Source organism: Rhodococcus sp. 2G (assembly GCF_001886355.1).
Classification (GTDB): domain Bacteria; phylum Actinomycetota; class Actinomycetes; order Mycobacteriales; family Mycobacteriaceae; genus Rhodococcus; species Rhodococcus pyridinivorans.
Window position 1 is genome coordinate 292,744 of record NZ_CP018064.1, and the last position, 24,625, is coordinate 317,368.

Consider the following 24,625-nt stretch of genomic DNA (forward strand, 5'->3'; position numbering starts at 1 on the left):
AAATCCCGGGAGGGATCATCCCCACCCAGCCCTGGCGGTATGACCCAGCGGTCGGACCCAAGGAAAGCCTCATCGCTGAGGTGCTCGGCGCGCTGAGTAAGGAGTTCACCGACACTGACCCTGCGGGAAAGGTGGCACTCGAGGGAATCAAAAAACTTGTACGCAAAGTAAACTGGTCGAAGGCAGTCAAGCTCGCCACCAAGACCGCGGTGACGATGCAGATTCCCACACTCGACGATGTTTTCAGCTTGGTCAGTGATGACCCTGAGAGTCTCGACAGCGATAAGGGGATGGCCGGCTTCCGTGAAGCCTTCGAGGAATTGTTGTCGGAACCGGCGCTTGCGCATGTGTCGCGCATTGTGGTGTTGGTCGACGATCTGGACCGCTGCCTGCCGGACACGGTGGTTGACACTTTGGAGGCAATCAGGCTCTTCCTCTCGGCTAAAGGCATGTCGTTCGTCATCGCGGCAGATGAGGATCGGGTTGCCGAGGCGATCCAGCAGAAGTTCAAAACGCCGCCTGCGGCGGGTGAGGAGAATGAGGCTCCGGCCAAGCTGTACCTGCACAAGATCGTGCAGACCACTATCCCACTGCCTGGGCTGAGCCGGTTCGATACGCATGCCTACCTATTCCTATTGCTGGTCCGGAGCGAGCTTGATTCGGAGGACACTTTCACTGCCCTTGTCGAGCAGTGCGACGAGCTCCGCCGTGCCGGTGACAGCATCGATGACCTCGAGCTGCCTCAAGGTTCGGACCTGACGCAGCACCTGGCCACGGCAGCCCGGTTGACCCCGATCCTGTACGAGAAGTTTCACGGCAACCCCCGCCGGATCAAGCGCTTTCTCAATGATCTGAACGTTCGCCAGGCGGTCGCCGGTCGGCGTGGCATCACACTCGAGTCCGATGCCATCGCCAAGCTCATGGTGCTGGAGCGTTTGCTTGCAGATGACTTCGAGACAGTTCTCGACTGGTTGGCAACCAACCAGTTGAGGGATCGTCTGGAGGCTCTCGATGCTCTGGCCAATCAGGTACCGCTGGAGACACCCGTCACTGATACAGACCTCGGCGGCGAGGCGAACGCTGAGGGAACGACGGGGCAACCCGGCCCGGTGACCACACCCGAATCAGAACCCACCACGGAGGCATCGTTCAGCGACACTTTGGTCCGGTGGGCCAAGCTCCCGCCGACACTCGACGCCACCACAATCTCCGGCTATCTCTACCTGGCAGCGTCGTTCGCCAAGATCGAGGTCATCGACACCGGACTGCCAGAGCGGCTCCGCGATCTGGCCGCGGCACTCAGCTCGAGTCTCAAGGTCGAGCGCGCCGGCATCAGCGACCAGATGCTCAGTGGTCTGCCCGAGTCCGACGCTCGGATGCTCGTGAGTCACCTCGGTCGCCGTACACGGGACCAGCCGAGCATTCAGAAGTTCACGGTCGACAGCATGCTCCGCATTGCATACGTTCACCCCGGCACCCAGGCGGGTGTGGTCACTGCGCTTCAAGCCATCCCGGTCGCCGACGTCGAACCCGTGACGGCACTCAAGCTTCGCGCTCTCGATGCCACGACCTACGAACCGGTCCTTGACGTATGGGAAGGTGGCCAGCCGAGCCCTGACTTGAGGAGAACCATCGGGCTTGTCCGCACCAACTGGGGGACCCGTGGGAACTAGTGGATCCTTCGGCGGCAGCGCAGGTCGTGACGCCGCCGACCTTCGGGACTCGATTGCGGACTGGATCGACGGTTTCGATGAGCCCGCGGAGCCGACCGGCAATGCACCGGCTGACGGCACGTCCGGGGATCTCAGCCCTGGCGAGGAGCGCCCGGATTCCGCGCATGGACACCAGATCGACCTGACACCAGCACTGGGGTTGCTGCTGCGTCCGCGCGGCAGTTCCGGTCGTGCTGACGGCCCAGGCAGCGGTAGCGGCGGTGGAGGAACCGTCGGTGGTGGCGGTGGGGGTCGTTCAACCGGAGGCGTCAGCCGCTCAGTCGGCCGGGTCTCGCGTGCGGCCGGGCGCGCCGGACGGCTCGCCGTGGCGTACTCCACCGGGGACCGCGAAACACTCATTCAGGCCGGCCTGAACTACGACGAGCTACGGTCCCTCGGTGACCCCCTGTCGGTCGGAATCAAGATCGTCGAGGCTGCCTTCGAGACACAAGCCGACAGCACCCTCGATGACTCCGAGACACGCGACATCGTGGCCGGGGTTGTGGAGTGGATCCTCGAACACCCTGACGGGCAGGCACCCACCCCAGAGGACATCGTGCGCAAATCGATCGAGATCACAATCGCTGAGGTCGCTCTGACGGAGGTTGCCGCCCGCATCTACGAGACCGGCGCAACCGCCGAGCGGCGACGCGAGACCGAGCAGGCCATCCGTGACCTGGCGGCCGAGATGGCGAGCCAGGCATCGCTGACACCCACTGGGGCCACCGAACAGGAGATGGCGACCGCCATCGAGAACGGTGTCCGGGACCTCGGCGTCATCTACGGGGTGACGTCATGATCCGGTGCCTACTGACCATTTCGGAGCAGGACGCTGCCGACGCGATGACCGGCACCGTGTTCGACGAGGTTTTCCTCTGGTCCCGTTCGGCCAAGTCCACGTTCACCGGCACTCTCAGCCCGTACCTTGAGTGCCTCGGCAAGGTCAACCCACGAAACGTCGACCTCGTGCGGATCGCTCTCGGTGTGCTCGCCGCGGACAGATCCGTGCAGCGGGAAGGCGGCGGAGCATCCTGGAACACCCGCTCCTTCGAGTTACATGTCGAGGTAGGCGACCCAGACATCTGGGCGCGGGAGGCGAGCAACCTGGCGACCTTGGTCGGTTTCCTGACCGGTGACCGGTGGAGTTTCGAGTTCAAGCAGGCAGTGGCAGACGACCTCGACCCACCGCAAATCGAGGAGCTCGACTTCCAACGAACAGTTCTCCTCAGCGGTGGCGCAGACTCCGCAACAGGCGCGCTGATCTCGGCGCTCGAACTCGCGGACGATACCTCGCAAGCACTTGTCTCACAGTATAGTTCGACGGCGCTCTCACCGATTCAACAGGGGCTTGTCGAGGCTATCGTCGGCCATGCGCCCAAGATCCGTGAGGTTCACCACCAATTCCACCTCAACCGTGGCACCCGGCGCCTCGACGGCACGACATTCCGCAACGAGACGTCGACGCGCTCCCGATCGCTGCTGTTTCTGGCACTGGGCCTCGCGGTGGCACAACCTGCCGCCGTCCCGCTGTTGATTCCTGAAAACGGCTTCGCCTCACTCAACCCGCCACTCGGAGCCGACCGTCGCGGCGCACTTTCCACCCACACCACGCACCCGCGATTCCTGCGTGACCTTCAGGCGCTCGTCGAGCGTATCGGTGGTCACGGACGAATCAGCAATCCGTTCGAACGTATGACAAAGGGGGAGATGTTCACTCGGCTTAGAGACGGCATCGGTCGCGGCCCGGCGTCGGTCTACCTCAGCGCTACCAACTCTTGTTCGCACACTGATGCCCGCTACAGCGGTGCTCCGCCGGGGAGTTCCTGTGGTGTCTGTTTCGGATGCCTGGTCCGGCGTGCATCCTTTGCCGCAGCGGATATCCCGGATGCCACCGAGTATCTCTGTGATGACACCACAGGCCGGTTCTCGGGCTTCGTGCGCCAGAAGTCGGTCGTCGAGCCCATGAGAGATTTCGCGGACCGCGGGATCCGCGCGAGGGACATCATGGTCATGTCGTTGCCACCTGACTATCCGGCTAGCGACGCTCTCGATGTATGCCGGCGCGGCATCAGCGAACTACGGAGCTTCCTCTCATGAGACGAGAACTCCCCCCGCTTGATATGCACGCGCACATCGAAACCGGAATCGCGCCGTATGAGCTCGAACGGCTTGGAGCTGTGGTATTCGTAGCCACGCGAGATGCCGACGATTTTGAACATACCCTGAATCGTTCGGATCGGGTGACAGTGTGGGGTCTAGGGTGTCATCCAGGCGTGGCCTCTGCGCTGGCCGGGTTTAATGTCGAGCGCTACACCGAGCTGATTCAGCGGACGCCCTATCTAGGGGAGGTAGGGCTCGACGGTGCCGCAAAGACTGACATGAAGGTCCAGACAAAGACCTTCCGGTCGATCCTCGTTCTCGCAGCACAGACGCCCCGATTGGTGTCGGTACACAGCAAACGTGCCACGGCGCCAGTTCTCGACATCATCGCCGAATGTGGTGCATCGGGTGTCATCCTGCACTGGTGGCTCGGAACGGTTGATCAAACCGCGGAGGCCCTGCAGCTCGGCTGCCATTTCTCGGTGAACCGCAGCATGGACTGTCGCCGCCTTCGCAATGCAGGAGTTCCGCTGACGCGGCTGCTGCCAGAGACAGACCATCCGGCCGGCAATCGAGGAGGGAGTGGTCTTCGGCAGCCTGGGTGGACGTCCGACGTTGAGGTGGCTGTGGCCGAAGCCTATGGAGTCTCCCCAGGAGAGGTCCGGGCCCAGTTTTGGGCCACTTTGGCGGCACTGTCGTGTTCGCTAGGGCTCGACGATTTCTTTCCTCGTCCTGTAAGGGCGATGCTCGCGGTCGCGCGGGGTAGGGGAAGGTAAGGCCGCAGTTGCGGCAGTAGTAAGTCGCGGGCGCGGTTATGGGAAGGTGGCTGCGCGGCAGGGTTTGCGAAACAAGGTCGAAGCTCCACGGGCAGTACCTCTACGGATGGTCGGTGTGGTGACACCCGGCGGCGCGAAGTAGGAGCCGCACCGAACTGGGTGGTGGGCTTGTACTTCGCGCTCGCCGGTCATCGCGCAGCGGCTACTTCCTGCGGGTTTGCTTGGCGACGGTCAAACCGGTCAGACACAGCACCGCAGACGACAGTGCGGTCAACCACAGGCCCCACCCGATTTGTACTCCGACTGTCCGGTCGAAGACCTCGGTGGTCATCGAACTGACGTCCACGATGTCCACGATCGACGTCACCAAGCAGACGACACCGATAGCAACACCGAGCCACCGGTCACCGATGCGGGACTTTCCACCGCGGGCAAGAATCGAGAACAGGGCAATGGCGGAGACGATCCCCAGTACCAAGGTGACCGCGCCGTCCCCGTCGATACCGTTCTTCGACACGGCCATGAACGTTGCCCAGGGGCCGATACTGCCGATGACGATCCCGACGCTCGCGGCAATAGCGGCGATGAGGTTGGGTAGGTAGTTGGTCGTCGACGTCGGTGGCTGTCCGCTGCCGGCGATCTGGGCCGGGGGAGGGGCGAACGGCTGCGCGGTGGCGAACGGATCCGGGTGCGTGGGAATGCTCATGGTGGTGAGCGGGTCGGCCTGGGTTGAAGCAGCTGGAGCTGGGGCAGGGGTGGTCTTCTCAGTCCAGTTCTGCCCGTCCCACCATCGCAATTGTGCAGGGGTAGCGGGATCGGGATACCAACCAGGGGGAGTGTTCATCGGGCATCGGTGCTTTCTCTTGGTTCTGCATTCCTGCATCGAGCAGCACTACCTACCGCGTTACTCCTGTAACCGGACGTAACGGGCATTCTGCAGGTGCGGTCGCCGCAGGATGAGACATCTGTCCACCACCGAACCATCGTCACCACCACAAGCACGCCCGCCCGCAAATTGCCGTGCTGCACCACTTCTCGCGCTGCGAGACCTTTGCTGCGTAAGAAATCGGAACGCAACGAAAGAGGTACCGACATGACGGTAGCGAGAGCTGAAGGATTCGGATCGGTCATCGCCATGATTCCCGCAATGTTCGGGTTCGTGCCGGAGGAATCGATCATCGCCGCAGCCCTCAACGAGGAAAGCCGCGTCGTCTGCACGTACCGGCTCGACATCCACCTCATCGACGACCCCGAGCGACGTCACCAGCTCGTCAACACCTTGGCGCGCGCAGCCACGGTCGATGGACTGGATTCCGTCGTTGTCGTCGCAGTGGGAACCGAAGTCGACGCCCGCCAAGCTCGGCTGAGCCGCGCTGTCGAAACCATCGAACAGCACGGTTACCCCGTCAAGATGGCTGCGCACATCGCCGCCGTCGGCGAAGGCGAACTATGGTGCGAGACCCGTACCGGTACGACCGGACTGCTCGAAGATCCCGCTGTGCACGAACTGGCAGTGGTCCGAGCAGTGGAAGGCGGCACAGTTGCACCGTCCCGAGACGAGCTGACCCGCACGCTCGCCGCATCCGGTGAGGGACTGGATGCTGATGCCCGTCCCGACGACGAGGACATCCTCGCAGCAGTGATGGTCATGTACGACGCGGTCGACACGTGCGCCGCCGGGAAACCTGTGGACAGCAGCGATGTGCAGGCCGTAGCCGGGGCAATCCTCAACCCGAAAGTGCGCGACCTAGCCCTGGGCATGGGGTCCGGCGACCGATCGCACGCAGCAATCGATCTGTTCGCCGACGTGGCGCGACGCACACGGGGACAGGGCCGCGTCGAAGCTCTCGCAGTGGTTGCAGCCCTGACGTACATGACGGGCAACGGCCCGCTTGCAGGGATCGCAATCGCCATGGTCAAACGGCGCAACCCCTTGCACCGACTGGTGGATCTGCTCGATATCGCGTTGCAGAACGGCATCCAGCCCTCGCAGATCAACGAAGTACTCACCGCAGGAGCGACGCAGACCGCGGCGCAACTCGGCATCGACTTCATCAGCTGATCGACGCAGATTGCCCCGCTCAGGCGGGGTCATCACCGCTCCGCATGGACTGTCCGAGATCCCGAGTGGTGACAACCCCGCCGAAGCAGCCCGGGCCAGCGCACCCCCAGCACCATCCCCGGCAGGGGGTCGACACCCTGTCCGACAAGAGCGCCCATCGCCCGTCCTGGGCCAGCGGAAACCCAACTGACCTGCACGTATTCGTGCCCTGCTCACGGCTGAGCGTTCCTACGTTGCGGTGGCATCCAACCCCTTGATCTCGTAGGAGACACCGTTGATCGCAGAGACGCTCCCACTGTTCGACAGCCCCCGAGCACGCATTCCAGGACTCGATGGCCTCAATCACGACGAGTCGATCCCCAAAGTTGTGCTCGGATTCGGAATGGGCGTAGATAGCTGCGCAATCCTCCTACGCTGGCTCACCGACCCCACCAGCCGGAACTTTGATCTCGACGACCTCGCGGTCGTCACCGCTCAGACCGGCGACGAAAAAGCCACCGCGCGTACTGAAATCGAGAAGCTCGTGCTTCCCCTGATGCGAGCGCACCGAATCCGGCTCATTCAGGTAGCCCGATCAGAACGCTATGCCACCTCCACAGGAAAGGGCATCGTCGTACTCTCGGACACGCGTAGCCCCGACCGAATGTTCACCGAAGGCCGCTACAAGCTCTCCGACGAAATGCTCTCGGCAGGAACAGTTCCGCAAGCTGGTGGTGCACGTCTATGAATAGTTGACTGCACCAATCGCCGTTGGCCCAAGATGGCCGACATCCTGGATAGAAGGAGTTGGTGCATGTCGAAACTACGAAGGCAGTTGATGGAGGGCCAGGTCGACTGCGATCGGATCGGCGTGGTGTCCGCGGCTGAGACGAGATTTCCGCCGTACGTCGTGGTGGACCGTGCTGGTGCGGAGGTCGAGCCGATCACCCAGTACCTGCGTGATCTGGCGCTGAGTGATGTGAGCCCGTTGACCTGCCGGAGCTACGGCTATGACCTGTTGCGGTGGTTCCGCCTGCTGTGGATGCTCGACGTCGAGTGGGACCGAGCAACGGGGAGCGAGGTCGATATTCTCGTCGGTTGGCTGAAGTCCGCGCCCAATCCTCAACGGCAACGGCTGCGACGCTCTGGATCGGTTCCCGGAACCGTCAACGCTCGAACTGGGAAACCAGTACTGGGGGAGGGCTATTCGCCCAGAACGATCAACCATGCGTTGAGCGTGGTCCACGGCTTCTATGCGTTCCATACGCATTGTGGGCGGGGGCCAGTCGTCAATCCGGTGCCCTCGTCGCGGTCACGTCGTTCGGCGCTCGCCCACCGCAGTCCGCTCGAGGTCACGCCGCAGATCAGGCGTGCCAGATTGCGACAACGGGTCGTTCAGGCCCCGCCGCGTGCGATTCCGGACGCTCTGTGGGACGAGTTGGTTGCGGCGATGACGTGTGATCGCGATCGCGCACTCCTGCTGGCCTACGTCTCGAGCGGTGCCCGGGCCAGTGAACTTCTCGGCGTCGGAGTCGCCGATGTAGATTGGGCAGCCAGCCAGATGTATGTGACGTCCAAGGGGACACGGATCCGGCAGTCTGTTCCTGTCTCTGCGGAAGCGTTGCGCTACCTGGCCAAGTATCTGGACGCCGACGGGATCCCGGCTGCCGGCGAGCCATTGTGGCGGACCCGTCGAGGTGACAAGCGCGCACTGTCGTACTGGGCAATGCGGCGTGTACTACAGCGGGCCAACGACAAGCTCGGCACCAACTGGACGCTGCACGACCTACGGCACACAGCCGCAACAAGAATGGCCAACGACCCGGGCCTGACTTTGACAGATGTGCAAGCAGTGCTGCGGCACGCCAGCATCGAGACCACCGGACGCTATACCGCCGTGAGGGTAGAGGATATCTTCGACAAACTGCAGGAGCACTACAATCGGCCCCGGCCAACGCCGGCGTACTCCGCGGGATACGCGGAAGAGGACATCAAGGCGGTGTTCGGTGGCTGAGAGCTACACCATGCGCAATCGGCGGTCTCCGTCGGTCCGGGCCGATGACGCAGACCGTGCGAGACGATCGCGCTTCGCCGTCGACACAACCTCCCCGAGCCCATCGACGCCGTCCGGTCCAGTGCTCCCATTCGGAGACCTCGCCCAGGCGTCGATCGAGGAACTCGTCGAGTTGGCCGGGTCTCCAACGTTCGGAGCGATGGGCAAATCGCTCGGTAAGCGTCGCCGAGGCACCAGGAGATTGCTGAACCACCTCTCCGAGTTCACCGGCGAGACCTGGCAACAACGATGGGAGGCCAGCGGGCTGAACGACCTCCCACGACCGGTCTCCGACCTCGCCGACAACAAGTACCACGGCTACGACATGACCTACGGACTCAAATCACTGCTGCTGATGCGACTGATCAAGCCATCGCTGCCGGCATTGCGCGCCAACAAGTTCGTCGACTACGCCACGCTCTTTCGTCGATCACAGCAAGATCCGTTGCTGGACAAGTTCTTCGATCAGGCTCGACAGACACGATCCGGTACACGCCACCAGGACCGAGCGTTGTTCGACGTGTGCTGCGCACTGACCACCCAGGGCATCTCCCTGACGGATCTGACACCAGAAGGGCTGCTCCACTACGCGAACGAATGCCGTCGACATGACCTCGTCGTCGGCGCCCGCACCGGCAGCAACCGCTTCGCCGGCCTACTGGCCTGGGAGATCCTGCACCAGATGGGACACTTCCCGCCGGACACACCGCCCACGCTGCGGAGCTTCATCTACAAGGGGCAACGCACCCCGGAGCAGATGGTCGACCACTACGGCGTCCGCGACCCAGAAATCCGGCAACTGATCATCGACTACCTGCTGCGCAGGCAAAATGACACCGACTACAACACCCGAGACGGGCTCGCTCGCGCGATCGCCGGACGCTTCTGGGCCACGATCGAACGACTCTCACCAGGACACCGAAGCCTGACGATCCCACCCGAACTCTACGACCAGTGGCGAACCCACACCCGTCTGCGCCGTGACGGCACCCCTCGGATCGATGGCGGTCAGAGCGTCCTGTTGCCGGTGCGCGCGTTCTACCTGGATATCCAGAGCTGGGCTCTCGAGGAACCGGAACGCTGGGGGAGATGGGCGGCACCGTGCCCCATCCCTCCGTCGGACCTCCGAGGAATGGGGGCTCAACGACGACGAATCAAAGAACGCATGACAGACCGGACCCGCCAGCGCCAACCACTGCTTCCGGCGCTCATCGCGCACCTCGACGACCGGTACGTCGACATTCGCAAACTCTACGAGACCGCGCGAGATACCCCACTCGGCGCGAACTTCACCCACGCAGGCCGGGCATACACCCGCCCGGACGAACGCCAAGACCGGCAGACCAAGGACGACACCTTCCCGATCGTGCGCGGCCGCGACCACGCAACCGGGCGCATCCGCAAGATCCACGAAGAAGAAGAATCCGCCTTCTGGGACTGGGCGCACGTCGAGGTACTACGCCACACGGGCATCCGCGTCGAAGAGCTAGTCGAACTCGCACACACCAGCATCCGCCAATACCAACGCCCCAACGGCGAAGTCATCGCGCTGCTCGTCATCGTGCCATCCAAGACCGACCGCGAACGGGTCCTCCCCATGTCCGCCGAGCTGTTCCACGTCATCGCGAAAATCATCACCCGCCAGACCGCGCAGGGGCCGATCCCATCACTCCCGCGGTACGACGGACACGAACGACTCTGGACGCCGCCGATGCCGTACCTGTTCCAACGCCAGATCGGAGAAGTCCGCAGGGTAACCAGCCCGGCAACCGTCCTCAACAACATCAGGAAGCAGTGCCAACTCCTCGCCGGGACCAACCCAGCCTTCCAAGACCTCCACTTCACCCCGCACGACTTCAGGCGACTGTTCGTAACCGATCTCGTCAACAACGGCCTTCCAATCCACATCGGCGCGGCGCTACTCGGTCACCTCAACCTCCAAACCACACAGGGGTACGTCGCCGTCTTCGAGGACCACGTGATCCAACACGTCCAACAGTTCCTTGACCGCCGACGCACCCTGCGTCCCCAGGTGGAATACCGTCCCACGACCGATGAGGAATGGGCGGAGTTCGAAGAACACTTCGACAAGCGCAAGGTCGAACTCGGATCCTGCGGACGCCCCTACGGAACTAGCTGCCAGCACGAACACGCGTGCCTGCGATGTAGCCAACTGCACGTCAACCCGAAGATGGTTGGCCGCCTCGACGAACTCGAAGCTGACCTGCTCGCCCGCAAACAACGCGCCATCGACGAGCACTGGCTGGGCGAAATCGAGGGGATTGATCGCACTCTGACGTGCCTACGCGGCAAGCGCGATGACGCCCGACGACTCGCGCACGGTAGTCGGATTGTCGCTCTGGGGATCCCTACACGCCTTTCTGGATCGTGATGTTGGGCCGAGCTGACCACTGGTGAATTCTCTTCAGCCTGAAGGTCTCCGCCTGTTGGATCGTCAAGCTGGATAGCGATCTTCACGGATAGATGGCGAGGCTGTGGTGATGGAAGGTCGCGCCGCCTCCCTTGCCGGGTTTGCCGGCTCGTCGAGCTTGACCGGGCACGCGAGGAGTCACCTACCCTCGGACAGGTTGAGTTGAGATTCCAGAGTCGCCGCGAGATGAGCCAACGCAGCGAGGACCTTGTTCCGGTCCTGCCCCAGCCCCGCCAGCAGTCGTGTGTGTGCCTCGAGCTCACGGGGGAACACGTCGTCGACGGCGCTCATTCCTGCATCCGACAGTGCGATCAGTGCTGACCGTCGGTCGGCAGGGTTGGTTGTGCGACTGATCATTCCCCTGCGCTCGAGGTTGGCGAGGGTCTTGCTCACTCCTGCCCGCGACATGCCGAGGAGTTCGGCGAGACGGATGGCCGTGACCGCTTCGTCTGCGTAGCGCAGCGGAACAAGGAGTTCCACCTCCGCGGCGGTAAGCACGGCTTCGGCGTAGACCGGTTCGACGGCGACCTCGAGCAGTGAGGAGATGTGTTTGATCTGGGCCACGATCTCCATCGGGGAGGTGTTCAGCGCGGGGTTGTGCTCACGCCATAGCGCGATCGTCTGTGCTCGAAGCGAAGGATCGAACATCCCGCCCCCTTTGTTAACCAGTGAACAAATCTGTTACGTTGCGAGCCTACCCACGGTTCCGGACCGTGACCGCGTCGGCCTCGTGTAGTTCTCCGACACGTGCCGGGTGGGATGTGCTGAGCCCTGGTGGGTGCGCTGCCGTGAACGCTGTCCGGAAAGCAGTGGGCGTCAACGTTTATCGGCCTAGCTGCTCTGGTCGAAGCGCGGCTACGGGGTCCTGGGAATTCTCGAGGGGAGTTGCAGTGGAAGACGATGTCGTGGTGATCGGCGGGGGAGCGGCGGGGCTCAGTGCCGCGTCGGTGTTGGCGCGTGCCCGCCGCAAGGTGACCGTGCTCGATGTCGGCGAGCCTCGGAACGCCCCTGCCCAGCATGTTCACGGCTTCTTGTCCAGGGACGGGATGGCGCCGGCGCAGATGCTCGCAATCGGTAGGGGCGAGCTAGTCGGGTACGGCGGGCAGGTGGTGCAGGCTCGGGCGGCGGCGATCGAGCAACTCGAAGGCCGAGGGTTCGTCGTGCGGTGTGACGGGAGCCCCGATCTCACAGCGCGTGGCGTTGTCGTGGCGACGGGCTTGCGTGACGAGTTGCCCGCGATCCCTGGCCTGCGTCAGCAGTGGGGCGTCGACGTTTTGCACTGCCCGTACTGTCACGGATATGAGGTGCGGGACATGCCGCTCGCGGTGCTCGGTGGCGACAACCGGCCGTTCACGCTGCACCAGGCGTCGCTGGTGCGGCAGTGGTCCTCGGACGTGGTCTTCTTCCCGAATCGGATCGTCCTGACCTCCGAGGAACGTACTCGGCTGACCTCCCGAGGGATACGTATCGTCGAAGGCGCGGTTGCCGGCCTGGTGGTGAAGGACAACCGGTTGAGCGGTGTCGAGCTTGCCGACGGCCAGATCGTGCCGAGGTCGGTTGTGTTCGTCGGTCCGCGGTTCGTGCCCCGCGACGAGCTGCTGACCGGCCTGGGTTGTGAAGCGGGCGAGGACGGGTGGATGCGCACCGATCCCACTGGTCACACGAGCGTGCCCGGGGTGTGGGCAGTGGGCAACGTCGTTGATTCGCCTGCTCAGTTGATCAATGCCGCAGGTGCAGGCACGAAAGCTGCGATTGCGCTCAACCACTTCCTCCTCGAGCAGGACGTGCAGCAAGCCGTCACAGCGATTCCCAGCGATCACAGGTGACCGAGCAGGCAACCCTGCTTCTCGGGCTGCCCGGCGTCCGGGGTCGTCGGCGTCAATCACGAGGCGGACGGGGCTCGGGGGCTCGAGCCAGCGACCGACGAGGAGTGGAGGGGCCGACCGGTGGGTAGCCGGGGCTCCATGTCCGACACAGTCTGGACTGCGCTCGCCGACGAACACGATCGCGGCATCAACCGTCCACGCACCTCGGGCCTCACGCCGGCAGAGGAACTCGCACTACTTGCCGCCGTTTAACCTGGATCGACCGATCGCGGTCCTATCTGCATCTTCGCCTGCTAGAGATGTCATGCAGTACAACGGCTCTCTTCGGTAGACGTTGACCGGCGGACGCACCTCTGAGGTGCGCGGCGATCAACGCGTGAACAATGCACGATCTGCTTCTGGCATCCACAGGGTGGTGGCTGCGCTGGCGTCGCAGCTGGTGGCGATGAAGTCGAGCAGTGCGGCGAGCTGCGGATGGTTGGCGGCGGTGTTTCGCCACAGCAGTGCCATGGGGTAGGCGGGTGTGGGGTCGACGATGGGGATGCGGCGAATGTTCGGATGCCACGGTGTCGTGGTTCCCTCACCGCCGAAGGTGACCAGCGTCGTCGAGTCAGCGATGCGGTCGAGAATGTTCGTGAACCCGATGCCGCCGGGGTGCCGCTCGGTAGTGATGGTGATGCCGCAGCTGTCGCTGAGCCGACGGTAGAAGTCGCCGACTTCGGAGTCGAATCCGGCACCGGGCACCCACGCAGTGAGGCCGTCGAGATCGTCGAATTCGACATGGTCGCGGCTCGCGAGTGAATGGCCTGTGCCGACGAGTAGATGCAGAGCGTCGAGGTAGGCGGGCACCGCGGTGACATGAGCCGGCAATGGGCGGGTGCCCCAGTGTTCGCGGGCGAAGGCAACGTCTACCCGACCGTCGATCACGGCGTCCCGTGATGTCGTCGATGGGCCCATCATGATGAGTTCGACCTCCGCGTTCGGGTGCTTCTCGAGGTAGAACCGCATCAGATTCGCATCGGCGATATCGGCGCCGTGCACCGCGACGCGAAGTACCTGCGAATCGAGCACCGCAGCCACTGCAGCGTCGGCAGTGGCGAGGACCGAGCGCGCGTGCGGAAAGAACCGGGCGCCGTGGGCGGTCAATGCGATGTTGCCGGCACGTCGCTCGAACAGTCGGGTGCCGAGTTGGCCCTCGAGCTTGGCGATTCGTTTGGACACCGCCTGCTGGCTGATGCCCAGTACCGACGCGGCCAGGCCGAATTGGCCCTCGTCACTGACAGCGACCATTGCGCGTACCGCGGACAGATCGAGATCCAAGCCCACCACCTGCCTCCACATCCATTGGTTGTTCGCGAGAGCGTGTCGCTTGTTCGACGAGCAGGCACTTTAGCTGGTCGTATACCTCCCGGGATGGCGGGGACTGGCATCACCCTGACAACCGATTGACGTTGCGGCAGTGATGGGTGGTTGGTGATGAGTCGGTCTTCGTTTGTGCATCTTCACAATCACACCGAATATTCGATGCTCGACGGGGCGGCGAAGGTCGGGCCGTTGTTCGACGAGGCGGAGCGGTTGGGGATGACGGCGGTCGGGATGACCGACCACGGCAACATGTACGGGGCGAGCGAGTTCTACAACTCGGCGAAGAAGCACGGGATCAAGCCGATCATCGGGATCGAGGCGTATGTCGCGCCGGAGTCGCGGTTCAACACCAAGCGTGTGTTGTGGGGTGATCCGAGTCAGAAGTCGGACGACGTGTCGGGTTCCGGTGCGTACACGCACATGACGATGGTCGCGGAGAACTCGACGGGTCTGCGGAATCTGTTCAAGTTGTCGTCGCTGGCGTCGATCGAGGGCCAGTTGGGTAAGTGGCCGCGGATGGACGCGGAGCTCATCGCCGCGCATGCGGAGGGGATCATCGCCACGACTGGGTGCCCGTCGGGGGAGATTCAGACGCGGTTGCGGCTGGGTCACGACCGGGAGGCCCTCGAGGCGGCCGCGAAGTGGCAGGAGATCTGGGGCAAGGACAATTTCTTCCTCGAGTTGATGGATCACGGGCTCTCGATCGAACGTCGGGTCCGTGAGGGTCTGCTCGAGATCGGCAACAAGCTCGGTATCCCGCCGCTGGCCACGAACGACTGTCACTACGTGACGAAGGACGCCGCGGAGAACCACGAGGCGTTGCTGTGTATCCAGACCGGTAAGACGTTGTCGGATCCGACGCGGTTCAAGTTCGACGGCGACGGCTACTACCTGAAGTCGGCCGCGGAGATGCGGGCGATCTGGGATGCGGAGGTTCCCGATGCGTGTGACAACACGGTGCTCATCGGGGAGCGGGTACAGCTGTACGAGGACGTGTGGGAGCACCGGGACCGGATGCCGATCTTCCCGGTCCCCGAGGGACACACGCAGCAGTCGTTCCTGCATCACGAGGTGATGCGGGGTCTGCGGGAGACCCGGTTCCCGCACGGTCCGGTGCCGGACGAGTACATCACTCGTGCGGAGTACGAGATCAGTGTCATCAACGAGATGGGGTTCCCGGCCTACTTCCTGGTGGTCGGTGACCTCATCAACCACGCCAAGGAGGTCGGTATCCGCGTCGGCCCGGGTCGTGGTTCGGCGGCCGGGTCGCTCGTGGCGTACGCGATGGGCATCACGAACATCGACCCGATTCCGCACGGCCTGCTGTTCGAGCGGTTCCTCAACCCCGAGCGCGTGTCGATGCCCGATATCGATATCGACTTCGATGATCGCCGCCGCGGTGAGATGGTGCGTTACGCGACGGAGAAGTGGGGCAGCGACAAGGTCGCCCAGGTCATCACGTTCGGCACCATCAAGACGAAGGCCGCGATCAAGGACTCCGCGCGAGTCCAGTTCGGCCAGCCCGGGTTCGCGATCGCCGACCAGATCACCAAGGCGTTGCCGCCGCCGATCATGGCGAAGGACATCTCGGTGTCCGGTATCACCGACCCGAACCACGAGCGGTACAAGGAGGCCGCCGAGGTCCGGTCGCTGATCGAGTCGAATCCGGACGTCGCGAAGATCTACCAGACCGCGAAGGGTCTCGAGGGTCTGATCCGCAACGCGGGTGTCCACGCGTGCGCGGTGATCATGTCGTCCGAGCCGCTCACCGACGCGATCCCGGTGTGGAAGCGCGCGCAGGACGGCGCGATCATCACCGGCTGGGACTATCCGTCGTGTGAGGCCATCGGCCTGCTGAAGATGGACTTCCTCGGTCTGCGCAACCTCACCGTGCTCGGTGACGCGATCGAGAACCTCAAGAACAACCGCGGCATCGACATCGACCTCGACACCCTCGCGCTGGACGACGAAGCGACTTATGCGATGCTCGCGCGCGGCGACAATCTTGGTGTCTTCCAGCTCGATTCGGCGGGCATGCGCGAACTTCTGCTCCGCATGGCGCCAACCGAGTTCAACGACCTCATCGCATCGAACGCCCTCTACCGGCCCGGGCCGATGGGCGTCGGCGCCCATTGGGCATACGCGGACCGCAAGAACGGCCGTGAGGCCGTGACACCGATCCATCCCGAACTCGACGAACCGCTCCACGAGATCCTGGGCGAGACGTACGCGCTGATCGTCTACCAGGAGCAGATCATGCAGATCGCGCAGAAGGTGGCCGGGTATTCGCTCGGACAGGCCGACCTGCTCCGCCGCGCCATGGGCAAGAAGAAACCAGAAGTCCTCGCCGCCGAGTTCGAGAACTTCCACAGCGGTATGCGCGCCAACGGCTACAGCGACGAAGCAGGCACGGCCCTGTGGGAGGCCGTCCTGCCGTTCGCCGGCTACGCCTACAACAAATCACACGCCGCCGGCTACAGCCTGGTCATGTACTGGACCGCCTACCTCAAGGCCAACTACCCCGCCGAGTACATGGCCGGACTGCTCACCTCCGTCGGCGACGACAAGGACAAGACCGCCATCTACCTGTCCGACTGCAGAAAGAGGGGCATCACCGTCCTACCCCCCGACGTCAACGCCTCCCGCGTCGACTTCGCCTCGGTCGGCGAGGACATCCGCTTCGGCCTCGGCGCGGTCCGCAACGTCGGCACCAACGTCGTGGCGTCGATCATCGCCGCGCGTGAGGAGAAGGGCAGCTTCACCGACTTCTCCGACTACCTCAACAAGATCGATGCATTGGCGTGTTCGAAGAAGGTCACCGAATCCCTCATCAAGGCAGGCGGATTCGACTCCCTCGAGCATCCCCGCAAGGGTCTGCTGCTGGTGCACGCCGACGCGATCGACGCCGTGATGGGCACCAAGAAGGCCGAGGCGATGGGCCAGTTCGACCTGTTCGGCGGCGACGACGCCGACGAGTCGATCACCTCGGTGTTCAACGTCAGGGTGCCCGACGAGGAGTGGGAGCAGAAGCACAAGCTCGCCCTCGAACGGGAGATGCTCGGTCTGTACGTGTCGGGGCATCCCCTCGACGGTATTGCCGGCGCGCTCTCGGCACTCACGGACACCTCGATCGCCGCTGTGCATGCCGGGAAGGTCCGTCACGGCCAGAAGATTGTGATCGGCGGCATCGTCTCCGCTGTCGACCGCCGCGTGAACAAGAAGGGCGAGCCGTGGGCGATCGTGGAGATCGCCGACCTCGACGCTGCCACCGAGGTGCTCGTCTTCTCTTCGACCTACACCGGCTTCCAGCACGCTCTCACTGAGGACTCCGTATTGCTCGTCACCGCGAACGTCAACATCCGCGAGGGCAGGACGTCAGTCGTCGCAGTCGACATCTCCACGCCCGCCCTCGGAGACGGTGCAGCATCCTCAGCCCCGATGACCCTCACGATCGCGGTGCACGCGTGCACACGACCCAACATCGAAGCCCTTCGTGACGTCCTACAGCGTCACCCCGGGGACACCGACGTGCACATCGTGCTGACCGGCACGACGACGACACGGTGGGCAACCGACCCGAGATTCCGGATCCACAAGACGCCGGCCCTACTGGGAGATCTCAAGGAACTGTTCGGGGCCAGTTGCCTTACAACAGCTTCCGCTGCCACGAACGCGTAGGTCGGGTCAGCGGGCTGTCAGCCGAGTCGTCTTCGACGATCCCAATCTGATCAGCACAGCGGGGCTGGTACCGGCAATGGCTTTGGCCTGGACTGAGTGGATCCTGACCGCACTGTGCACAAACCGCCGGTCGGCCCCGCCTGCTGCAGTAGACTACAACGTAAACCACTCATTATCTGCGGCTACTTGCTCTAGTGGCTCGTTGCCGGCATCTTGAGATACTCGTCGTTCAGCGGCGAGGACCCACTCCAATGGGAAGTCCGCCGGGCTGCAGAGGATTCCGCTGTCGTACACCGTGGCTCGTGGGATCGCTAGGGATGGCAGGACTGAGGCAGCGCCGTGTGCCCGAATGCCTTCCAACACTTCCTCTGAAGGGCTCGCAATCATTCTCATCGACAGCGCACGGAGCGCAGGCCACCCACTCGTCCCGTACTTGCCCACGTCACCGAGTGCTTGGGTCGTGAACTGGGGAAGATCGGCAGGGCGCTCAACCGCAGTGGCGTGATGTGCGACCAGAAGGCCGATGACCGGCGAGATGTCCACTCCCGCAGCCAAAACTCCGTCCGCAAGTCTCCGTGTCAGCCCGGAGGCACCCAATCGGCTGGAAGCCTCGACCATGGTGCGAAACAAGCGGTCCGACAAGGTCTCGGCGACGGTGTCGAGGTTGGAGAGATTGGACAGCACGACTTTGTCTGTCGCTCCAGCCAGCAGTGCCAACGCCCACGTCGCTCTTGAGAGCGGATCATCATGTGCTACAAATTTCTCGGCCCACCACTCCGGTTTCGAGCGGTTGAAGCGAATATCTTGAAGTAGCCGCCCGTAGTCGGCTGCCTCCCCAAATGGCTCGGAACCCGGCGTGATATCAACCCCGGTCCTGAACCTGTCGGTTGGCAAGGACGCGCCGATGATCGCGATCTCCGCGGCAAGCCAGCATGGCCCGTAGATGTCGCTTAACGCGCGGGCAGTGTTGCCCCACGGTGAGCTTGTTCCGGATTGCCCCTTGTTGAAGCGGAGGGCTCGCTGCAAGTGGTCGAATCTTGAGTCGCGTTCCTTGAGCCGTCTCATGGCTGTCTGTCGGGTGCTGCCGGAAACCGGGGTATCTCGGTGTCCTACGTCTGCTTGGTAGGCCTGTTCGTCCTCGAATGCCCGACGTAGGTGGTGCTGTGGGGCACAAAGCTTCAGGAGGTCAGCCGCGATGCTCCAACCTGCTCCCTCAGACTCTGAACACTGGCCGTCGAGAACGGCCTGGATCATCCGATCCTCGAGTGGGGAACCATGATCAGGCATTATTCCCGCACCAACCGCTGCCACGACAGCGCTGTTTTCCGAGAGTTCAAGTTTCGCAACCCCGTCGGGGGCCACATTGACCCCTGCCTTGACGGAGGCTCCGAGTTGAAGCCATGCAACCTGCCTTCGCCCACTGTCGGCGAACAATCGTGCCTGCCACCAGGAATTGAAGGTTTCCCGGTCCTGAAGTTGCTTCACGATCGCGACACGCTCAAAAGTGAGCGCCGAGTCGGGATCAGATGCTAACTGCTCCTTCAAGCGTTCAGCCAGTTCCTCACCTCCCCGGTCAGGTGCGAGAACTGGTGTTTCAGAGTCGGATACGAGCGTGTGGGCCAGCAGTCGGACACTCAGGTCATCGCTGATGAGGTCCACTGCATTCCGTTGAGTACGTGTACGGGCACTGAACACGCCGTCTGCCAACAACATCCAGGCGGCTAGTCTCACCTGCAGAGGTCTGACGCCCTCTTCGAGTTCCTCTTCCAGTGCCTCCACAAGTCCTGCGAGTTCGTTGGGTTTAGCGAAGCCCGCATAGAACCTACTGGTGTTCAGCCAGTACGGTCGGCGTACCAGCGCTCGGAGAACTGTTGACTTGTCGAAGGCTCTGACGTCGGCACCGGCGAAATCGTTGAGGAACCGAGCGGCGAAGTACTCTCGCAGCGGTTGAACGTCGAACTCGAAAGTTCCCTGCACTTTGCTAGTAAGCGCCCAAACCCGGTCCGTGACGGCAGTGAACAGCGCGTCGACGAGGTCGACCTGCTTCTCCACGCCGAAGAGGTAGTCGAGGATCGCCTTCCGCAGTGCCTTCGTTGCGAGTTGACCGTTTCGACCGGCCGATTCTGCGAGCGACTGAAGGTGCCACCCCAGGTAGGCCGTCACCTCTTCCAAATCGACCCGATACTCGTCTACTGCAGGCGTCTTCGCGGCCTCCCGATCGAGGAAGGTCTCCATGTAGGAGGTGTACAGCTCGGTGCGTGCGGCCGGAACCGAGTTGCCCCGTTTGCGCATGAGGTACAGCAAGATCGTCAGCTGCATGGGGTTATCCGCGAGCTGGACGATGTGCGGCTCCGCCGACCTTTGCCGGAAAGTACGTTCGAGGTCGCGGCGATCTCGACCACGAATGGAATGAGCTTCAGCCCACTTGCGCAGGTACTCAGTTCGAAGCGACGGACTCAGCCGCGTGAGCGCGATCGCTTCGAACGTATCCATCGATGGTTCGGCCATACCAGAAGCATTCGGTCTCGTCGTCACCACAACCTGTGGGACGTTCAAGCTGTTCACACCGAGTCGAGCAGCGAACTGGTCGATTTCCTTTACCGCGCGCGTGCGCGTCTGGATCTGTGCCATCTCGTCGAGACCGTCGAGCACAATCAGCATCGGGAATCGGAGAAGGACATCCCGAACCATCTCGACCGTGGCCGACAACCCGCCACTTCGAGCCGAGAGAAACTCAGCCAGGTAGACCTCAAGAGAGCCCTGCTTGCGAGCTCGACGCGCCTTCTTCCGCGGATCCTCGTCAAAGTCGCTGAACGGATCCTCGCCGCCAAGCCACGCAGCGTAATCGCGGAGATCCAGCCGCAGTGGCAGCCGAGGAAGCTGTGGTGTCGGCAGGTGGGTGTCTCCTGGCCTGTAGCCATCGTCAGGGAGGAACGCCGCACGATGCACCTGACAGAGGTACTGACCGAGCGTCGACTTACCTTGACCCGGCTCCCCCCGTACCAACGTGAGCGGCTTCTTCGTCGCCAATAGGTACGCCGCAGCACCGCCCAGGGCCTCGGAAGACTTCAGGTGCGAAAGCATGCCAGCTCGACCAGGTTGCGACACCTGCACTGCTTCGACGTCAATGAAAAGGTCTGTGAGACGGTGCGCCTCAAGTTCGGCCTGCTTGAACTTCACTTTCACGTCTTCTTGCCACTGGGTGGCGAGGACCGCTAGCAGCAGAGTTCGTAGTTCCTGGTCTTTCGCCGCCAGGCTGTCAGCCTCTCTGAGATAGCGGACAGCATCAACTCCGGCGAGCATCTCCTGGTAGGTCCATTTGAGCTCTGCGGGAGCCGCGTCGACTCTGGCATCGATGTCTGCCTGCCACCAGCAGTGCATCGGTATTCCGAATTCGGCGGAGTACTCCTCAAGGCGCTTGTCGAGTTTGTCCATCGTGCCCCGTAGCGGCACAGCGGTCCCAGCCACCGAGGTCATGAGGTAGTACTCCTCGGCGCCCTCCTCGACGAGCCGTCGGATGTCATCCGCTTCGCCGCGGATGGCCTCAGTTAGCCACGAGAGCGGGCTCTGGAGCGGTTTGCTGGTCCACTTGACCTGGTAGACGACGGATCGGCGACCAGTGCGGCGGACGGCATCTCGCCCACCGTCGCTGTGCCCTACGGGGTAACACGTCATTTCTGGAAAGCTGTGCGCAAGAAGGGAATTGCACAGCTGCTGAAATTGCTTCTCGCTGAGTCGGTTGTACAGGTATCGACCTGACTGCCCAGCATCACCTGCCATTCGGCGGTCGCTCCGTTCCCCTGGCGGCCCATGATACGAGCCGGCGACGACGTCAAGTCGCTGATTCTAGGCCTGCTTGACGGATCTGACGATGTCGCCCTCTGGTCAATGCTCAATATTCGGGGCTGCCCCATCGCAGCTCAAGCCCGCGCTTCTCGGAGCCCGGTTGACTAGTGCAGAGAAGCAGCGTCCACGCCAAGGGCGACTGCCTCGACCCGGTCATCGAACGCATCACCCGAGGCCGGCCATACCGGCACGTACTCGGGTTCGAGCTGCACGAACAGTCCAGGGCCCTCAAAGACACCCGTTTCAACACTGCTCTGAGAACCGGTGAGTACCCGCTGATCGACTGGCAGTGGACTCGCCAGGACTGCCAGGACTTCATCGTCGATGTCGTCGGTGAGCCCATCTCGAAATCAGCGTGCGTGTACTGCCCGTTCGCCCTGTCGAACAAGACATCCCGTATCGAAGCGCTACAGCGGTACGCAGAGCGACCCGATGAGGCCGCGCTGGCTCTGACGATGGAACACGTGGCGTTGGCGCTGAACGCCAACCAGGGACTCATCGCCGGAAAACGATTGATCGACCTGCTCGCCTCCAGCGGTCAGCATCACCACGTGCTCACCGCATTCACCGACGAACTCGACCGCACCGAGCACGCGCTCTACCGAGTACGACGCATCCTGCGGCCATCAAAGAGCGATCCCACCAAGATGGCGAACGCCGCCCGCGCGGTAGAACGGATCGCCACCGGCTCCCGCGGAGCCATGCTCACCCGACTTACCAGGGACTATGGAAGCGACGTCGAGGTCGACGGGCTGATCACCCGCGCCTACCTGCGACGTCGGGGCGACCAGTTCCCCGCTCTCGAAGAGCTCTACACCGTCGCGCCAGCCGTGGTAACCGACAAGCAACACCGCAATTTCGACGACTGGTGGTCAGATACTGCGCGTGCACTCGAGGTGCCAGCCGCAGCCTGACCGGCGAGCTGGGTGAAGCCTGACGCTTCACCCAGCGGCAACGCCGGCGCCCTGTCCGGCCCATCCGTGACTAGTCGCGAACGGTGCAGCAACGCCGGCGTCATCGTGCCGCAGTCCGATCTCCCGCCCGCCATTGTGTTGCCGTAACGCGATCACAGGAGGCAGAACATGGGCTATGACGTCTATTCATCCGCGTCGTTCACCGTTCCCGGCACCCCAGAAGGCCAGGAGAAGCTGCGACGAACCGCGAAAACCGTACTCGAACTACCGAACTGCCCGCTCGACCTCAGCGAACCAGAAGATCACCACGATGCAGTGCTTATCGTGGGTACGGCCCTGATGGAAGCACTCGGGGTGACAGATGGCACCTGCGCCGAAGGGAGAGTCGACCTGAGCGCCGACGAAACCGACACGGTGCTGTGGGCCAGTGGTGAGGGCCGCCATGACGACGATGACGTGAAACGTCTGCTCGGGGTGTTCGCCGCCGAAGGCATCGACGGAGAGATCATCTGCGAAGGCGAGGACTACAGTCGCTGGCGCTGGCGGGTCGCCGATGGAGAGGTGCACAACGACGACGGCACCACGGTCTATGACACCGACCCCGTGTGGATCGTGCAGATGCAGTCCGTCGACGATCACGGTCTCGACCACATCGCGGTGACACAAGACCGACGTAAATCCACCGCCATCCTGGCTGAATGGGCGAAGCAGGACGCGGCGAAGCTCGCAGCTTCCGGAGTGAGCGCCGCGAACGCATTCAATCCGGACGTAAGCGACGATGACATTCTCGTGCAATGGGCTGACATCGGAGGCGTCACGTGGGACGTGTACCAGCGTCCCCTCCTCAGTGTCTTCTGATCCTTCAAGCAACGTCGGTCTCGGGGTCGCAATCGTTCGACCCCGAGACCGGGTCGACGTGTAAACCTGTCCGGCATATGCGAGCTGTGACCGCCCTTCGCGCGCCTTCAGATCCCAGCTGCGCGGGCTTCGTCGCACGGCACCCCTGATCGTCATGTCTCCAGTCATGCCGCGCACCCGAACCTCGTCGGATGAGATGTGTGAGCGAACCAGAACAAGGCGAGGAGACGCGATGGACAACACCGCCACAATCGAGGGGTGCTCATGCGGCATGGCAGATTACGGGGCTCCGGGCCACGATGGTGAGCACGACGCGAGCAGAGCGTCCGACACGAGCGACAACGATGGGCTCGTGCGGACCCGAGTCTCAGGCGTCGACGCGCAGATTTACGCACACCGATCGAACACGGTGGCAGGTGCGCTTCTCGTAGGCGTGGACGCCCCTGAAGGACAACGCATCATGTTCGTCGTCAACGACGGTGATGTTCTCGACACCACGGTGGGTCTTCCTTCTATGCAGGTTGCGGGTGCGCACGATGGCGGAGAGCAAGCTCGTGCATCGACCGACCTGTGCCTGGCATGCTCCAAGGCTGCGTGCACCAATACCGAGCACGAATCGCTGCTCAGAGCGATTCGTCGTGGACGTGCCCTTGCAGAAGCCGCGGCGAGGCCCGGCCGCCGAAGTGACCCGATCACCGCTATCAGCGACACCATTGCGAACCTGCTGTTGTACACCGCTGATGCCTACGGCATCGACGCGGCACAGCAGGCCGTCGACGCTGCACAGATGCATTTCTATGGGGACTGGACCGACGCCGGGCGGCCCTGGGGCGCAGATGACCCCCAACCTGACCGCGCGCCCTGAACCACCTCCCTCCACCCCCTCGGGACACTGCGAGCCGGAGAATCCTGACGACGATTCTCCGGCTCGTTTCATTGCACTTGATGCCCTGTCCACATGCTCCACGGCCGCCGCGCCCCACACTCGCCCCTCCGAGACGCATCATTGCCCGACAAACCGGTCG

Annotated in this window: 17 protein-coding genes and 1 pseudogene; 13 read left to right on the forward strand and 5 right to left on the reverse strand. The window is 63.1% G+C overall.

The genetic code is table 11. The annotated features are described in order from the left end of the window. Positions 1–17 precede the first annotated feature (17 nt). Genes BO226_RS26190 through BO226_RS26205 form a run of 4 tightly spaced genes read left to right on the forward strand, consistent with a single transcriptional unit; the run spans position 18 to position 4,588 of the window. Positions 18–1,673 (forward strand): KAP family P-loop NTPase fold protein, encoded by a 1,656-nt coding sequence (locus tag BO226_RS26190; RefSeq protein WP_269666668.1) that lies wholly within the window; start codon positions 18–20, stop codon positions 1,671–1,673. Then, positions 1,639–2,511, forward strand: a complete 873-nt coding sequence (locus BO226_RS26195) for a hypothetical protein (RefSeq protein WP_232238158.1) — start codon at positions 1,639–1,641, stop codon at positions 2,509–2,511. Before BO226_RS26190 ends, BO226_RS26195 begins: the two co-directional genes overlap by 35 nt. 44 nt (positions 2,512–2,555) lie before the next feature. Next, a complete protein-coding gene (locus tag BO226_RS26200) occupies positions 2,556–3,809 on the forward strand; it encodes a hypothetical protein (RefSeq protein WP_071936807.1) in 1,254 nt (417 codons plus the stop codon). A gap of 23 nt (positions 3,810–3,832) precedes the next feature. After that, positions 3,833–4,588 carry a TatD family hydrolase gene (locus BO226_RS26205; protein ID WP_071936746.1) on the forward strand — a complete coding sequence of 252 codons (756 nt, stop codon included), beginning with the start codon at positions 3,833–3,835 and terminating at the stop codon, positions 4,586–4,588. Between the two features lie 202 nt (positions 4,589–4,790). Here the strand turns inward: BO226_RS26205 and BO226_RS26210 are convergent, their stop codons facing one another. Both BO226_RS26210 and BO226_RS28325 read right to left on the reverse strand, forming a co-directional pair. Continuing rightward, positions 4,791–5,294 (reverse strand): hypothetical protein, encoded by a 504-nt coding sequence (locus BO226_RS26210; protein WP_232238176.1) that lies wholly within the window; start codon positions 5,292–5,294, stop codon positions 4,791–4,793. A gap of 39 nt (positions 5,295–5,333) precedes the next feature. Then, positions 5,334–5,471, reverse strand: a pseudogene (locus BO226_RS28325) (DUF2510 domain-containing protein); the annotation flags it as partial. Positions 5,472–5,681: 210 nt separating this feature from the next. Between BO226_RS28325 and BO226_RS26220 the strand changes: the two are divergent. From BO226_RS26220 to BO226_RS26235, 4 genes are all read left to right on the forward strand, one after another. Beyond that, positions 5,682–6,650 (forward strand): DUF4192 domain-containing protein, encoded by a 969-nt coding sequence (locus BO226_RS26220; RefSeq protein ID WP_071936747.1) that lies wholly within the window; start codon positions 5,682–5,684, stop codon positions 6,648–6,650. Between the two features lie 274 nt (positions 6,651–6,924). Continuing rightward, positions 6,925–7,377: a hypothetical protein gene (locus BO226_RS26225; RefSeq protein WP_156895446.1), complete on the forward strand. Its 453-nt coding sequence runs from the start codon at positions 6,925–6,927 to the stop codon at positions 7,375–7,377. 66 nt (positions 7,378–7,443) lie between these two features. After that, positions 7,444–8,643, forward strand: a complete 1,200-nt coding sequence (locus tag BO226_RS26230) for a tyrosine-type recombinase/integrase (protein WP_156895447.1) — start codon at positions 7,444–7,446, stop codon at positions 8,641–8,643. A 121-nt stretch (positions 8,644–8,764) separates the two neighbouring features. Continuing rightward, positions 8,765–11,074, forward strand: coding sequence for a tyrosine-type recombinase/integrase (locus BO226_RS26235; protein ID WP_232238159.1), 2,310 nt, complete (start codon positions 8,765–8,767; stop codon positions 11,072–11,074). 177 nt (positions 11,075–11,251) lie between these two features. On the opposite strand, the gene BO226_RS26240 is transcribed toward BO226_RS26235, so the two are convergent. Further along, positions 11,252–11,761 (reverse strand): MarR family winged helix-turn-helix transcriptional regulator, encoded by a 510-nt coding sequence (locus tag BO226_RS26240; protein WP_071936750.1) that lies wholly within the window; start codon positions 11,759–11,761, stop codon positions 11,252–11,254. Between the two features lie 242 nt (positions 11,762–12,003). On the opposite strand from BO226_RS26240, the gene BO226_RS26245 reads away from it, so the two are divergent. Next, positions 12,004–12,939 (forward strand): NAD(P)/FAD-dependent oxidoreductase, encoded by a 936-nt coding sequence (locus tag BO226_RS26245; RefSeq protein WP_071936751.1) that lies wholly within the window; start codon positions 12,004–12,006, stop codon positions 12,937–12,939. A gap of 369 nt (positions 12,940–13,308) precedes the next feature. Here the strand turns inward: BO226_RS26245 and BO226_RS26250 are convergent, their stop codons facing one another. Further along, entirely contained in the window at positions 13,309–14,265 is a 957-nt protein-coding gene (locus tag BO226_RS26250; RefSeq protein WP_232238160.1) for a LysR family transcriptional regulator, read from the reverse strand. A 150-nt stretch (positions 14,266–14,415) separates the two neighbouring features. Between BO226_RS26250 and dnaE the strand changes: the two genes are divergently transcribed. Further along, entirely contained in the window at positions 14,416–17,982 is a 3,567-nt protein-coding gene (dnaE, locus tag BO226_RS26255; RefSeq protein WP_071936753.1) for a DNA polymerase III subunit alpha, read from the forward strand. A 153-nt stretch (positions 17,983–18,135) separates the two neighbouring features. Here dnaE and BO226_RS26260 read toward each other — a convergent pair whose 3' ends face one another. Continuing rightward, complete coding sequence (locus BO226_RS26260) at positions 18,136–21,762, reverse strand: NACHT domain-containing protein (RefSeq protein ID WP_071936754.1); 3,627 nt, start codon at positions 21,760–21,762, stop codon at positions 18,136–18,138. Positions 21,763–21,935: 173 nt separating this feature from the next. Here BO226_RS26260 and BO226_RS26265 point away from each other — a divergent pair, with 173 nt between their 5' ends. From BO226_RS26265 to BO226_RS28330, 3 genes are all read left to right on the forward strand, one after another. After that, complete coding sequence (locus tag BO226_RS26265; RefSeq protein WP_071936755.1) at positions 21,936–22,742, forward strand: hypothetical protein; 807 nt, start codon at positions 21,936–21,938, stop codon at positions 22,740–22,742. Between the two features lie 168 nt (positions 22,743–22,910). Further along, complete coding sequence (locus BO226_RS26270; RefSeq protein ID WP_071936756.1) at positions 22,911–23,600, forward strand: hypothetical protein; 690 nt, start codon at positions 22,911–22,913, stop codon at positions 23,598–23,600. Positions 23,601–23,832: 232 nt separating this feature from the next. Continuing rightward, a complete protein-coding gene (locus tag BO226_RS28330) occupies positions 23,833–24,465 on the forward strand; it encodes a hypothetical protein (RefSeq protein WP_232238161.1) in 633 nt (210 codons plus the stop codon). The last annotated feature ends 160 nt before the right edge of the window (positions 24,466–24,625 follow it).